14 protein-coding genes and 1 riboswitch are annotated in these 14,422 nt (G+C 56.7%); of the genes, 9 read left to right on the forward strand and 5 right to left on the reverse strand.

Annotated elements, in window-relative coordinates; all coding sequences use genetic code 11:
• Both leuC and leuD read left to right on the forward strand, forming a co-directional pair.
• On the forward strand, positions 1-1,401 hold the full coding sequence (gene leuC / locus ACX9GU_RS22950) for a 3-isopropylmalate dehydratase large subunit (RefSeq protein WP_024527182.1): 1,401 nt from the start codon (positions 1-3) through the stop codon (positions 1,399-1,401).
• Between the two features lie 11 nt (positions 1,402-1,412).
• Positions 1,413-2,015 (forward strand): 3-isopropylmalate dehydratase small subunit, encoded by a 603-nt coding sequence (gene leuD / locus ACX9GU_RS22955; protein ID WP_024483541.1) that lies wholly within the window; start codon positions 1,413-1,415, stop codon positions 2,013-2,015.
• A gap of 45 nt (positions 2,016-2,060) precedes the next feature.
• On the opposite strand, the gene ACX9GU_RS22960 is transcribed toward leuD, so the two are convergent.
• The 3 genes from ACX9GU_RS22960 to sgrT all read right to left on the reverse strand — a co-directional run bounded on the left by ACX9GU_RS22960 (position 2,061) and on the right by sgrT (position 5,185).
• Complete coding sequence (locus ACX9GU_RS22960) at positions 2,061-3,533, reverse strand: DASS family sodium-coupled anion symporter (protein WP_473193039.1); 1,473 nt, start codon at positions 3,531-3,533, stop codon at positions 2,061-2,063.
• A gap of 143 nt (positions 3,534-3,676) precedes the next feature.
• Complete coding sequence (locus tag ACX9GU_RS22965) at positions 3,677-4,864, reverse strand: MFS transporter (RefSeq protein WP_473193040.1); 1,188 nt, start codon at positions 4,862-4,864, stop codon at positions 3,677-3,679.
• A gap of 147 nt (positions 4,865-5,011) precedes the next feature.
• A complete protein-coding gene (sgrT, locus tag ACX9GU_RS22970) occupies positions 5,012-5,185 on the reverse strand; it encodes a glucose uptake inhibitor SgrT (protein WP_071682170.1) in 174 nt (57 codons plus the stop codon).
• 92 nt (positions 5,186-5,277) lie between these two features.
• On the opposite strand from sgrT, the gene sgrR reads away from it, so the two are divergent.
• The 7 genes from sgrR (at position 5,278) to ilvN (ending at position 12,838) form a co-directional block, all read left to right on the forward strand.
• On the forward strand, positions 5,278-6,939 hold the full coding sequence (sgrR, locus tag ACX9GU_RS22975; protein WP_473193041.1) for an HTH-type transcriptional regulator SgrR: 1,662 nt from the start codon (positions 5,278-5,280) through the stop codon (positions 6,937-6,939).
• A gap of 37 nt (positions 6,940-6,976) precedes the next feature.
• Positions 6,977-7,094: riboswitch (TPP riboswitch) on the forward strand.
• Positions 7,095-7,270: 176 nt separating this feature from the next.
• Entirely contained in the window at positions 7,271-8,257 is a 987-nt protein-coding gene (gene thiB, locus ACX9GU_RS22980; RefSeq protein ID WP_059199728.1) for a thiamine ABC transporter substrate binding subunit, read from the forward strand.
• Positions 8,233-9,840, forward strand: a complete 1,608-nt coding sequence (gene thiP / locus ACX9GU_RS22985; RefSeq protein ID WP_473193042.1) for a thiamine/thiamine pyrophosphate ABC transporter permease ThiP — start codon at positions 8,233-8,235, stop codon at positions 9,838-9,840. Before thiB ends, thiP begins: the two co-directional genes overlap by 25 nt.
• Positions 9,827-10,531, forward strand: a complete 705-nt coding sequence (thiQ, locus tag ACX9GU_RS22990) for a thiamine ABC transporter ATP-binding protein ThiQ (protein ID WP_473193043.1) — start codon at positions 9,827-9,829, stop codon at positions 10,529-10,531. The genes thiP and thiQ overlap by 14 nt, the downstream gene beginning before the upstream one ends.
• A gap of 88 nt (positions 10,532-10,619) precedes the next feature.
• Entirely contained in the window at positions 10,620-10,733 is a 114-nt protein-coding gene (gene ivbL / locus ACX9GU_RS22995; protein WP_193569011.1) for an ilvB operon leader peptide IvbL, read from the forward strand.
• 113 nt (positions 10,734-10,846) lie between these two features.
• A complete protein-coding gene (gene ilvB, locus ACX9GU_RS23000) occupies positions 10,847-12,541 on the forward strand; it encodes an acetolactate synthase large subunit (RefSeq protein ID WP_071682165.1) in 1,695 nt (564 codons plus the stop codon).
• Between the two features lie 3 nt (positions 12,542-12,544).
• Entirely contained in the window at positions 12,545-12,838 is a 294-nt protein-coding gene (ilvN, locus tag ACX9GU_RS23005; protein ID WP_021179286.1) for an acetolactate synthase small subunit, read from the forward strand.
• A gap of 66 nt (positions 12,839-12,904) precedes the next feature.
• Here ilvN and dinQ read toward each other — a convergent pair whose 3' ends face one another.
• Both dinQ and ACX9GU_RS23015 read right to left on the reverse strand, forming a co-directional pair.
• Entirely contained in the window at positions 12,905-12,985 is an 81-nt protein-coding gene (gene dinQ, locus ACX9GU_RS23010) for a damage-inducible type I toxin DinQ (protein ID WP_166735140.1), read from the reverse strand.
• 394 nt (positions 12,986-13,379) lie between these two features.
• A complete protein-coding gene (locus ACX9GU_RS23015; RefSeq protein WP_166734075.1) occupies positions 13,380-14,147 on the reverse strand; it encodes a DedA family protein in 768 nt (255 codons plus the stop codon).
• Positions 14,148-14,422: the final 275 nt, after the last annotated feature.

Genomic DNA, 14,422 nt, shown 5'->3' on the forward strand with positions numbered 1-14,422 from the left:
ATGGCCAAGACCTTATATCAGAAATTATATGATGCCCACGTAGTGCATGAAGCGCCAAACGAGACGCCGCTGCTGTACATCGATCGTCATCTGGTGCATGAAGTGACCTCCCCACAGGCCTTCGACGGCCTGCGGGCCATGGGGCGCAAAGTGCGTCAGCCGGGCAAAACCTTTGCCACCATGGATCACAACGTTTCGACCCAGACCAAAGACATCAACGCCAGCGGCGAGATGGCCCGCATTCAGATGCAGGAGCTGATCAAGAACTGCGCAGAGTTCGGCGTCTCACTGTATGACCTGAACCACCCCTTCCAGGGCATTGTGCACGTTATCGGCCCTGAGCAAGGCATGACGCTGCCGGGCATGACCATCGTCTGTGGCGACTCCCATACCGCCACGCACGGTGCCTTTGGCTCGCTGGCGTTCGGTATCGGTACTTCGGAAGTGGAACACGTGCTGGCAACCCAAACCCTGAAGCAGGGCCGCGCCAAGACGATGAAGATTGAAGTCACTGGCGATGCCGCAGAAGGTATCACCGCCAAAGATATCGTGCTGGCCGTGATCGGCAAAACCGGCAGCGCTGGCGGTACTGGCCACGTCGTTGAATTCTGTGGCAAAGCTATCGAAGCGTTGAGCATGGAAGGCCGCATGACGCTGTGCAACATGGCAATTGAGATGGGCGCCAAAGCGGGCCTGGTGGCGCCAGACGACACCACCTTCAATTACCTGAAAGGCCGCCAGTTCGCTCCTACCGGGGAAAACTGGGAGCAGGCCGTGGCCTACTGGCGCACCATGAAGTCCGACGCCGAAGCCAAATTCGATACCACCATCACCCTGCGCGCAGAAGATATCGCACCACAGGTAACCTGGGGTACCAACCCTGGGCAGGTTATCGCGGTCGATCAGGCGATCCCAACCCCCGATTCCTTTAGCGATCCGGTGGAACGTGCCTCGGCTGAAAAAGCGTTGGCCTATATGGATCTGAAACCCGGCATCAAGCTGACCGACGTCGCAATCGACAAAGTGTTTATCGGTTCCTGCACCAATTCACGTATCGAAGATCTGCGTGCCGCAGCCGCCATTGCCAAAGGCCGTAAAGTAGCCGCAGGCGTGCAGGCGATTGTGGTGCCTGGCTCCGGCCCGGTCAAAGCGCAGGCGGAAGAGGAAGGTCTGGACAAGATCTTTATCGAAGCCGGTTTCGAATGGCGCCTGCCTGGCTGCTCCATGTGTCTGGCGATGAACAACGATCGTCTGAACCCAGGCGAGCGCTGTGCCTCAACCAGCAACCGTAACTTCGAAGGGCGTCAGGGCCGCGGTGGGCGTACCCATCTGGTCAGCCCGGCGATGGCTGCCGCCGCCGCCGTTACCGGCCATTTTGCCGACATCCGTGAATTGCACTAAGGAGCACCAGCGTGGCTAAATTTACTCAACATACCGGCTTAGTGGTGCCTCTGGACGCGGCCAACGTCGATACCGACGCCATTATCCCGAAGCAGTTTCTGCAGAAAGTCACCCGCACCGGTTTCGGCCAGCACCTGTTCAACGACTGGCGCTTCCTGGACGATGCGGGTCAGCAGCCAAATCCTGAGTTTGTGCTGAACCTTCCACGCTATAAAGGAGCCAGCATCCTGTTAGCCCGGGAAAACTTTGGCTGTGGCTCATCCCGTGAGCACGCGCCATGGGCACTGACCGATTACGGCTTCAAGGTGGTGATTGCACCAAGCTTTGCGGATATCTTCTACGGCAACTCGTTCAACAACCAACTGCTGCCGGTCACGCTGAGCGAGCAGGATGTGGATACGCTGTTTAAGCTGGTGGCAGAGCACGAAGGCACGGAGTTCGTGGTCGATCTAGAAAACCAGACGGTGAATGCCGGGGGCAAAAGCTACCCGTTTGAGATCGACAGCTTCCGCCGCCACTGCATGATTAACGGTTTGGACAGCATTGGCCTGACGTTGCAGCACGAAGCGGAGATTTCCCGCTACGAGGCGCAGCAACCGGCGTTTCTGAACTAAACCTCAGCCTCACCCGCCGCCCGGCGGGTGAGGCTTTCATCAAAATCACCAATAACCCAGCCACTTCCACCATATTCCCCCGATCAGTGCCCAGATCAGCAGGTTGACCACGCTCATGATAAAACCGGTTTTCCACCATTCCCCCAGGGTGGCATAGCCCGATCCAAAGATAATTGGCGCGGTGCCGGTACCATAATGGGTTAACGACATCATCAGTGAAGACGAGAAGGCCAGGATCAGGCCAAGCAGTGCCGGTGGCGCGCCAAGGGCAATACCTGCGGCAAAGAACGCAGCGAACATGGCGGTCACGTGCGCGGTGGTGCTGGCAAAGAAGTAATGCGAATAGAGATAGACGAGCGTTAACAGAATGGTCCCCCCGACCCAGCTCATCCCCATATGATCGATACCCGAACCTACCGTTTGTGACAGCCAGCCAATCAGACCCAGTTTGCCGAGATAGGTCGCCATCATCACCAAAGCGGCAAACCAGACCACGGTATCCCAGGCCCCTTTGTGCTTCAGCACGTCGTCCCAGCTCAGTACGCCAGTTGCCAGCAGGATCGCCAGGCCAATCACCGCAGCCGTCGTTGGGTTAACCGCCAGTGCGGGGCCAAAAATCATCGCCGGAACCCCGGCCCACAGCACCAGCAACAGGGCAAACACGCCCAGCGTGATTTTCTCTGGCAGGGTTATCCGCCCCAGAGTTTGCAGTTTATCCTGTGCAAACAGTGGCGCATCCGGGGTGCTTTTGATTTCCGGCGGATACAGCCAATAAACCACCAGCGGCATGACGATCAGCGAACAGATCGCCGGTACCAGCGCCGCGACCGCCCACATGGCCCAGGTCAGTTCAAACTCGGAACCGGCGCCTTTGGCGATCAGATTGACAATCAGTGGGTTAGGCGCAGTAGCGGTGATAAACATCGCCGAGGTGATCGGGTTGATGTTGTAGTTCACCAGCGAGAGATAGCGGCCAATCTTGCCGGAGGTATTCAGCTCGGGCTTGGAGCCAAAGCTGTCCGCTATCGATTTCATTATCGGGTGGATGATCCCGCCGCCACGGGCGGTATTACTCGGCGTAACCGGGGCCAGCACGGTTTCCGCCAGGGTTAACGCATAGGCGATCCCCAGCGTTTTTTTGCCAAACAGCGAGATAAAGTAGTAGCCAATGCGCGATCCCAGGCCGGTTTTATTCAGGCTCAGAGAGATCATGATCGAGAAGCCGATCAGCCAGATAAGCTGATTAGAGAAACCACTCAGTGCATCGTCCAATGCCGCTCCAGGCTTGCCTGGGTTGGTCACGCCGGTCAGGGCAACCAGTGCAATAGCGATGATAGAAACGGCACCGATAGGCATCGCCTTACCGATAATGGCAATGATGGTCCCGATAAACAGCGCCAGCAAATGCCAGGCATTCGGTGCCACCCCTTCGGGAACAGGGACCACAAACCAGATCAGTAGAGCAACGATAACGGCACAGAGGGAGGGAACAGGTTTGAGCGGTGTTAGTTTATCCATAACATACCCACTTTTATCAACGGGATCGGCATCTCGACAGCAAGATGGATAAGAGCGCGAAGCTCACGCTCTGAGTCCGTTTATCTTAGTGAGAATGAAGCGGTTTTCTCAATGACATGTATCAACTTACAGGATGTTACAGTTCACACTTCACGAACTTTGGCACACATCCACAGCGCCAGGATGGCCAGCAGAGTAATCAGGTAGTAAACCGCATAGTGACCAAAGTTTTCCACCAGCGCGCCTTGCAGTACACCGGCCAGGATCACCCCGGTCGAAATGCTGTTGGTAAACATGGTGGTCGCGGCACCGGGCCGCCCCGGCATCAGATCCTGAAAATACAACATGCCGATCCCGGCAATAATGCCGATAAACACCGCGTTGAACAGCTGCAATACCATCAGGGCCGACTGGAACTTGAACAGCACCAGCCCGGCATAAAACAGCACGCCTGCCGCCACCGCAAATAGCATCATATTGCGTTTGCCAAAGCGTTTGACGTAATAACCCGCCAGCAGCATAGCGGGGATTTCCAGCCCGGCGGCGGTGCCCATCAGCCAACCAGCCAGCCGTTCTGGCAAGCCCAGATCGGCAGTGATGTACAGCGGCATGTCGATGATATACATGGTGTTGCAGGTCCACATCAGCATCGAAGCCACAAACAGCAGGCGCACATCGGGATCGCGCCAGGCGCTGATTGGTGCAATAGGCGGAGAATCTACGCTGATCTCAACGTTGGCACGGGGCACCGAAGGCAATATCAGCCACACCAGCAGCACGCTGATGGCAAAAATCAGCGCCGCAATCATAAACATCCAGGTAAAACCGTAGTTCAGTGCCAACATAAATGACAGCGGCGGGCCGATCACCCAAGCCAGTGAAAGCTGAGCACGCATCACCGAACTGAACATCACCACTTCACGTGCCGAGCTGTCCGCATACTCACGCGCCAGGGCAAAAATCTGCGGCATGGCGGTATTGGCAATCGCGGCCAGCAGCACGCCTACGGTGATCAACGTCAGATAATCACGGTTGAACGCAAACAACAGGCTATTGGCCAGCGCCATGGCACAGCACACCAGGATCAGCTTGCGCCGATCGCCACGGGTATCCGAACGCTTGGCCAACAGAAAGCTGACGATGATCCCGGCGATGGCATTCACGGTATAGAACATGCCTACCCATAGCGGGCGCACCTTTACCTCGGTGGTCAGAAACAGGCTTAGCGTGGGGGCTTGCAGCGCTCCGGCAATGCCGGTAAGGAAGGCTATCAGCAGGAAGGCGGCAAAAACGGGATTAAAACGGCGCGGCAACCAGCGTCTGAAACTCATGGCGATATCCCTATCCAGAAATAAAGAAGGCTATGCTACAGAAGGAAAATTGCCGAAGGAAGTAAAGACGGCAGATAAAAATGCCAGTGGGTTACCCCACTGGCTGGTGAAAAGCACCATTACTCAGAAACACTTTTGCGGTGAACGTCAGATACGCTCACGGTATTGCTTGTCGCTTAGCGTGGCGATGTCCCACTGGGTCAAGTGGGCCAGCATCTCCAGCCGCGCCTGTTCAGGTACCACCTGCAGCCAATCGGCCTGCTGGCGGCGGATCGCGGTGAAATAACGCTGATAAAACTGTTTAGTTAACAGAACCGTCATTTGTTATCCCTCCGCTGATTCAACTGCCCTCATTATCGGAGTAATATAGGGAAAGATAAATTGACGACTTGATGCCAGAGAGTTCCTCTTTTATGTCCACCTCACGCCTGCAACAACAGTTCATCCGCCTGTGGCAACGCTGCCATGGCCAAACCACCGAAACCACGCTGCAAGAGCTGGCTGAGGTACTCAGTTGTTCCCGCCGCCATGTTCGCTCGCTTCTGGGAGCCATGCAGCACGAGGGCTGGCTGACCTGGCAGGCCGAATCCGGCCGGGGTAAACGTTCGCAACTCAGCTTTCACTACACCGGATTGGCACTGCAACAACAACGCGCCGAGGAACTGCTGGAACAGGATCGCATCGACCAACTGGTCCAACTGGTGGGCGATAAAGACGTAGTACGCCAAATGCTGCTTTCCCAACTGGGGCGCAGCTTCCGCCAGGGGAAACATATCCTGCGCGTGCTCTACTATCGTCAGCTTTACAACCTGTTGCCCGGTTCGGCGCTGCGTCGTTCAGAAACCCACCTGGCAAGACAGATTTTCAACGGCCTGACGCGGGTAAATGAGGAAAACGGGGAACTGGATCCCGATCTTTCACATCATTGGCAAACGATCACCCCTTTGCACTGGCGCTTTTATCTACGCCCGGCGATCCATTTTCACCATGGCCGTGAGCTGGAAATGGAAGACGTGATCCATTCGCTCAACCGCCTGATCCCACAGCCGCTATTTTCACATATCGACAGGATCGACTCGCCTACGCCTTATGTCATCGATGTACATCTGCACACGCCGGACTACTGGCTGCCCTGGCTGCTGAGCAGCGTACATGCCATGATCCTGCCGCGCGAATGGCAGAGCCTGCCGGATTTTGCCCGCCACCCGATCGGCACCGGCCCCTATCGCGTGATACACAACAACCAAAGCCAGATGAAAATTCATGCCTTTGACGACTACTTTGGCTATCGTGCCCTGATCGATGAGGTCAACATTTGGGTATTACCCGAAATCACCGAAGAGCTGGCACACTCCGGCGTCCAGTTGCAGGGGGATGATACCGGAAGGAACGAGCTGGAAAGTCGCCTCGAAGAAGGCTGTTATTTTCTGCTGTTCGACCAGCGTTCGGCACTGGCGGCCGATCCGGAAATCCGCAGTTGGCTAAGCGAACTGATCAACCCAATCGCGCTGCTGAGCCACGCCGGGCCGCTCTACCAGCGTTACTGGGCTCCGGCCTATGGCATTCTCCCGCGCTGGTTGCATAACCGCGTCCTAGGGCAGCAACCCAAGCCTGTGGGCTTAACCGAATTGACCCTGACCTTCTACAGCGAACACTCCGAGTTCCACGCCATCAAGCAGGCCATCGCCTCTCTGCTGGCCGAGCAGGGCATCAAGCTCAATGTGCAGGTCGTGGATTATGAAGCCTGGCATAAGGGCAAGGCGCAAAGCGATCTGTGGTTAGGCAGCGCCAACTTCACCCTGCCGCTGGAGTTTTCGCTGTTTGCCACGCTGTACGAACTACCGTTGATCCAACATTGTCTGACGGAGGATATCGCGCAGGATGCCGCCCAGTGGCGGGAAAATCGCCTGTCCATGGCCGAGTTTTGCCAGCGCCTGGTCAGCAGCCATCAGTTGCATCCGTTATTCCACCACTGGCTGCAACTGCATGGTCAACGCAGCATGCGTGGGGTACGGATGAACACCCTCGGCTGGTTCGATTTTAAATCTGCCTGGTTTGCGCCGCCGGAAGCATAATCGCCTTTCACCCACGCCGCTAAGCCTCTACAATAGCGCCGACTCAACGGGGTGCGGAGAACCCGCCAATTTTGGCCAACGGTTTTCCGCTGAGAGCACACCCGTCGAACCTGATCCGGTCAATACCGGCGGAGGGATTTGAGCATGGCGCTGCTTTGTTGCTTATCCCCAATAGATTTCAAGTCGCAGCTAGGCGGCAAGCGCCCTTATCCCCAGGAGCTTATATTGATAAGTGACTGGGGTAAGGGCGTGCAGTCAACAACGCTGCGGCTTGAAAGATGATGGGGAACGCCCTCAGATACCTTTGCCCCTTTATTATTAGGAGTGCAAAGTGGTCAAAAAATACCTGCCCTGTTTATTACTGCTAGCGGCGATGCCGGTCCTGGCCAAGCCAACGCTGACGGTCTACACCTACGACTCTTTCGCTGCCGACTGGGGCCCAGGCCCGGCGGTAAAAAAAGCCTTTGAGGCCGAATGTGACTGCGAATTGAAATTCGTGGCGCTGGAAGACGGCGTTTCGTTACTCAACCGCCTGAGAATGGAAGGCAAGAACAGCGCCGCCGACGTGGTTTTGGGTCTGGACAACAACCTGCTGCAAGCCGCGCAGCAAACCGATCTGTTCACCGCCAGCCAAGTCGATACTAGCAAGCTCACGGTTCCCGGTGGCTGGCACAACCAGACCTTCGTTCCCTACGACTATGGCTACTTTGCTTTCGTCTACAACAAAGACAAGCTGAAGAACCCGCCGACCAGCCTGAAAGAGTTGGTGAGCAGCGATCGTCCTCTCAAGATCATCTATCAGGATCCGCGCACCAGCACACCTGGCCTTGGCCTGCTGCTCTGGATGCAGAAAGTGTATGGCGACGAAGCACCGCTCGCCTGGCAACAGTTGGCGAAGAAAACCGTCACCGTGACCAAAGGCTGGAGTGAAGCCTACGGCCTGTTCCTGAAAGGGGAAGGCGACATGGTACTGAGCTACACCACCTCCCCCGCCTACCATCTGATCGAAGAGAAAAAAGACCTCTATGCGGCGGCCAGCTTCAGTGAAGGCCACTACCTGCAAATCGAAGTCGCTGGCAAGCTAAAGGCCAGCAAACAGCCAGAGCTGGCCGAGCGCTTCATGCAGTTTATGGTCTCCCCGGCCTTCCAGAACACCATTCCTACCGGCAACTGGATGTACCCGGTGATCAAGACGGAACTGCCCGCCGGTTTCGAACAGATGACCGTGCCGCAAACGGCATTACAATTCAGCGCCGAGGAAGTGGCACAACAGCGTGGTAACTGGATCCGAGCATGGCAAACCGCCGTCAGCCACTGATCCCCCACTGGTTATGGCCGGGGCTGATGGCCGCCGGTCTGATCCTGCTGATCGCGTTGGCGGCCATGGGCTCGCTGTGGCGTCATGCGCCAGAAAGCGATTGGCGTAACCTGTGGCAAGACAGCTACCTCTGGCATGTGGTGCGCTTTACCTTTTGGCAGGCGCTACTCTCTGCCGTGATCTCGGTAGTGCCTGCCATCTGGCTGGCCCGGGCGCTGTACCGGCGGCGCTTCCCTGGCCGCAACCTGCTGCTGCGCCTGTGCGCCATGACGCTGGTGCTGCCGGTGCTGGTGGCGGTGTTTGGCATGCTGAGCGTCTACGGCAGGCAAGGCTGGCTGGCAACGCTGTGTGGTTGGCTGGGCGTGAACTACGGTTTTTCGCCTTATGGCCTGCAAGGTATTCTGCTGGCGCATCTGTTCTTTAATATGCCACTGGCCACCCGCCTGCTGCTACAGGCGCTGGAGAACATTCCCACCGAGCAGCGACAACTGGCCGCACAGCTGGGGATGAACGGCTGGCAGCAGTTCCGCTTTGTGGAATGGCCTGCTTTACGCCGCCAGATCTTACCCAGCGGTGCACTGGTGTTTATGCTGTGTTTTGCCAGTTTTGCAACCGTGCTGTCGTTGGGTGGCGGGCCGCAGGCCACCACCATAGAGCTGGCGATCTATCAGGCCTTGAGTTACGACTACGATCTCAGCCGCGCTGCGCTGCTGGCGCTGATCCAACTGGCTTGCTGCCTGGGGCTGGTGGTGCTCAGCCAGCGTTTGAGCCAGGCTCTGCCGGTTGGCCATACCCACGCCCAGCGCTGGCGCGATCCGCAGGACAGCCTGGGGCGGCGCATTAGCGATACGCTATTGATTGCCGCAGCGCTATTGTTGCTGTTGCCTCCGTTGCTGGCGGTGATCATCGACGGTGCCAACCAAACGCTGATCACCGTGCTGCAACAGCCAATTCTCTGGCAGGCCCTGTTCACCTCACTGCGTATCGCACTTGGGGCGGGTATTTTATGTGTAGTATTGACCATGATGCTGCTATGGAGCAGCCGTGAACTGAAACTGCGGCAACGGGCCGCCTGGGGCCAAACGCTGGAACTGAGCGGCATGGTGATCCTGGCGATGCCAGGCATTGTGCTGGCTACCGGTTTCTTCCTGTTGCTGAGCGATACCACTGGGCTGCCGCAGTCGCCGTATGCGCTGGTGATCCTCACCAATGCGTTGATGGCGGTGCCCTACGCGCTGAAAGTGCTGGAAAACCCGATGCGCGATCTGGCCGAGCGTTATAATCCGCTATGCTTGTCGCTGGATATCCACGGCTGGCAGCGGCTGCGCTGGATCGAGCTGAAAGCGTTGCAACGCCCGCTAGCGCAGGCTTTGGCCTTTGCCTGTGTGCTGTCGATTGGCGATTTCGGCGTGGTAGCACTGTTCGGCAACGAGCAGTTCCGTACCCTGCCTTTTTATCTCTATCAGCAGATTGGCGCATATCGCAGCAACGATGGGGCCGTGACCGCCCTGCTGCTGCTGTTGCTCTGTTTCCTGCTGTTTACCCTGATTGAACGTTTACCGGGCCGCCATGCTGACGCTTGAAAAACTGACCTATCTGTACGAACACCTGCCGATGCGTTTTGACCTGCGCATTCAGCCGGGAGAACACGTCGCGGTACTGGGCCCTAGCGGCGCAGGCAAAAGTACCTTGCTCAGCCTGATCGCCGGTTTTCTGCCAGCGGCCAGCGGCAAGCTGTGGCTCAACGGGAGCGATCATACCACTTCGCCACCTGCCAAACGCCCGGTGTCGATGCTGTTTCAGGAAAACAACCTGTTTGCCCACCTGACGGTCAGGCAAAACATCGGCCTGGGCCTGGATCCTGGCCTGAGATTGACCGCCGCACAGCAGGAGCAGTTGGCTCAGATTGCCCAGCAAGTCGGGCTGGAAGAACATCTGCAACGCCTGCCGTCACAGCTTTCCGGCGGGCAGCGGCAGCGGGCAGCCTTGGCGCGTTGCCTGATCCGCCAGCAGCCGATCCTGCTGCTCGACGAGCCTTTCTCTGCACTCGATCCGGCACTGCGCAGTGAGATGCTGCAACTGCTGCAAAACGTCTGCGACCAGCGCCAACTCACGCTGCTGATGGTTTCACACAATCTTGAGGATGCTGCCCGCATCGCGCCGCGTACCTTGCTGGTCGTGGATGGGCGGATTTATTACGACGGCCCGACGCAGGCATTGGTAAGCGGCAGCGCACCGGAGGCCAAGGTGCTGGGTATTCAGGTTAAACCGTGATCTACCACGCGTTTTTTATGCTGAACCAATAAACCTGTTGTGCGAATTTTGCACCTGTGGTTTTATAAAATTCTGTTTTTTACTACTGATGATAAGGCTCCCTGTGATCGCATCCTCGCTGACCTCGACCCTACTAACAACCGCGCTACCAGCCGCGGTGGTCGTCGTGCGTGTGGTGGTGGTCGTCGGCAACGCGCCGTAGGGTCCGAATCAACGCATCGATTCCCAAACCCCGCCGGCGCAAACCGGGCGGGGTTTCTTGTTTTAGTCCCCCTGCCCAGAAAAGCTAACCGGCCCAGAGAAAAGGATAGGCACATGGCAACTTCGGGCACGCCACACCAAGGCCAACGTATTACCGGCGCACAGCTGATCGTGCATCTGCTGGAGCGTCAGGGTATCACCACTATTGCAGGCATTCCCGGTGGCGCAGCGCTGCCGCTGTACGATGCTCTGAGCCAAAGCACCGTCATCCAGCACGTGCTGGCCCGCCACGAGCAAGGGGCCGGTTTTATGGCGCAGGGCATGGCACGTACCAACGGCAAGGCGGCGGTCTGTATCGCTTCCAGCGGCCCGGGAGCCACCAATCTGGTGACCGCCATTGCCGACGCCAAGCTAGATTCGATCCCGCTGGTGTGCATCACCGGCCAGGTCTCTTCCTCGATGATCGGCACCGATGCCTTCCAGGAAGTGGATACTTACGGCATTTCCATCCCTATCACCAAATACAACCACCTGGTCCGCGATGTCAGCGATCTGCCGCAGGTGATCTGTGACGCGTTCCGCATTGCCGAATCCGGCCGCCCAGGCCCAGTGTGGATCGACATCCCGAAAGACGTGCAAACCGCCGAAATTGAGTGGGATTCATTACCGCCAATGGCCGTACCAGACGCCCCACCGGCCTTTGACAGCAAGCAGGTTGAACAGGCGGCAGCCATGATCAATCAGGCCAAGCGGCCTATTCTGTATCTGGGCGGCGGCATTATCTGCGCAGAAGCCCATAAACCGGCGCTGGAAATGGCTGAGCGTTCCAACCTGCCAACCACCATGACGCTGATGGCATTGGGCGCAATGCCGGTAGAACACCCGCTGTCATTAGGCATGTTGGGGATGCATGCCGCGCGCAGCACCAACTTTATCCTGCAAGAAGCCGATCTGCTGATCGTGTTGGGCGCCCGCTTCGACGACCGGGCAATAGGTAAAACCGAGCAATTCTGCCCGAACGCCAAAATTATCCACGTGGACATCGACCGTGCAGAACTGGGCAAGGTAAAACAGGCCAATATTGCCATCCATGCCGACGTCGGCCAGGTGCTGCAACAACTGTTACCGATGATCGAAGCACAGCCGCGTACCGAATGGATGAACACCGTTAACGATCTGAAGCGTGAATTCCCGATCAACATGCCAAATGTGGCAGACCCATTGAGCCATTACGGGCTGGTTAAAGCCGCAGCACGCTGTGTGGACGAAAGCGCCATTATCACCACCGATGTAGGCCAGCACCAGATGTGGGTAGCCCAGGCTTATCCACTGAGCCGCCCGCGCCAGTGGCTGACCTCCGGCGGTTTGGGCACCATGGGCTTTGGTTTGCCTGCTGCGATTGGCGCAGCCCTGGCAGAGCCTCAGCGCAAGGTGCTGTGTTTCTCCGGTGACGGCAGCCTGATGATGAATATTCAGGAGATGGCGACCGCCGTTGAGCATAATCTGGACGTGAAAATCATCCTGATGAACAACCAGGCCTTGGGATTGGTACACCAGCAGCAGACGCTGTTCTATCAACAGCATATCTTTGCCGCCACCTATCCAAAACGTACCGATTTCCTGAAAATTGCCGCCGGTTTTGGCCTGGACACCTGCGATTTGAATGCCGAGGCAGATCCACAGGCTGCGCTGCTGGCAGCAATCCAACGCCCTGGCCCTTGCCTGATCCACGCGCTGATCGATATCAACGAAAAAGTCTACCCAATGGTGCCACCAGGTGCCGCCAACATCGAAATGATTGGAGAATAAGCCATGCAATCACTACAAAAGAATCCACAGGTGATCCTGGAGTTGGCGGTACGGAACCATCCGGGCGTAATGACCCACGTTTGCGGCCTGTTTGCCCGCCGTGCCTTTAACGTGGAAGGTATTTTGTGTATGCCGCTGAAAGATGGGACCCAGAGCCGCATTTGGCTACTGGTAGCCGACGATCAGCGCCTGGTGCAGATGATCAGCCAGGTTGAAAAGCTGGAGGATGTATTACAGGTGAAACGCCATAACGAAGATATGCGGGTGTTTGAGCAGTTGGAGGCGTTCTTCCAATAAGCTTTCGCGGCTGAATGTTAAAGGCCGGGAAGTGGTTAGCCCCCGGCCTTAGCTACGTTTCCGTTATCAGTTCAGTAACTGAAGCACATAACGGATCAGTTCCAGTAACGCGATCAGCGCCCCAAGAACGATGATTGCCTTATCAATATCAATCACCCGTTTTCTCCATAACATGGAGTGAGCCACCGCCGCTTACCCTTACATTGCCTGTCACAGCGCAGCACTCAGTTGTTAGATGGGTGCAGTCTCACTCCGGCCAGAGCGCCGGATAACGGCACCATCCGTACACCCGACCAGGACTTGAATGTGTACATGCGCATACCGAAGTAAAGACAACAGCAGAGCTAACCCGCTGATTATATCTTAACCAATTCAGGGCGCGACATAACAGATTTCCGATTTCTGCGTTTTTGACATTGAGGGCGTTCGACGATAAAATCAACTACGTTAGATGGGTGCTGTCTCATCCGGTCAGAGTGACCAACTCCAGCCCGGAAAATAAAAAAACCGACCTCACCAGTCGGTTTTTTTACGCCTGACATCAGCCCGCCAGCACCTTCCACAGCAGGTGTCGATATACCGGCATCAACGCCTGCTGATGCATATAATAGAAACACACCAGCGCCCCTACCCAGCTCGCAATACAGGCCAACCGCAGCCGCTTCGGCGTTAGCCAGCGCGTCAGCTTATCGGCACTGCGCTTTCCTTCACGCCACCAGCGCCAACTCAGCCAGGCCGCCAGCCAGACCAGCACCACCACGCCAAACAACAGCCATTTGAACAACGCGCTGTTGGCGCTAGCAGGAATATCGATCGCGACTCCCGCCAGAATACCAGGGAAGAAATAGACCGGCGGCCAGGTCAGGCAACCGATGATATTCGGCAGGGCAAATTTGTAGGGAGGCAGATCGAGCATGCCGGCCACCATCGGCACCAGCGGGCGCGTCGGGCCAACAAAGCGGCCGATCAAAATGGTAACGATACTGTGCTGATGCAGCGCATGCTCGGTTTTATCCAACATCGCCTTGTTCTTTTTCAGGAACGACCAGCGGTGCAGCGGCCCCTTGAAGGCCCGGCCGATAAAGTAGGAGATCCAATCCCCCAGCAGACAACCGACAATACCCGCCCCCCAGGCCATATAAAAGTCCACCTGCCCGCTGCCGATCAGTGCGCCAATGCTGGCCATCATCACCGTGCCCGGCAATAGCAAACCGACCAACGCCAGCGACTCCAGGAACGCCACCAACATGACCACCACCAGGGTGAAAGCCAATGACTGGGTGATCAACTGCTGTAAATAGGCTTCCATTAAACCTCTGTTGGTAAGCTAAACGTTTGGGCGAAGGATTGTCCGGCGCGGGCCAGGGGGAGTCAATCGTTGAATTGTATGTAGATTTAGCCAATCCGGCCAATAATAGACAATTACTGTATAAAAACCCATACTATACCCGTCGTCTTTCAAGCTGCAGCGTTGTTACCTGCACTATCTCCCCCCAGTCACTTACAAAAGTAAGCTCCTGGGGATGAGCTAGCTTGGCGCCTAGCTGCAACTTGAAATCCATAGGGTATATGATTTTTATTACC

The sequence above is a fragment of the Serratia sp. K1WW1 genome (genome assembly GCF_055790865.1).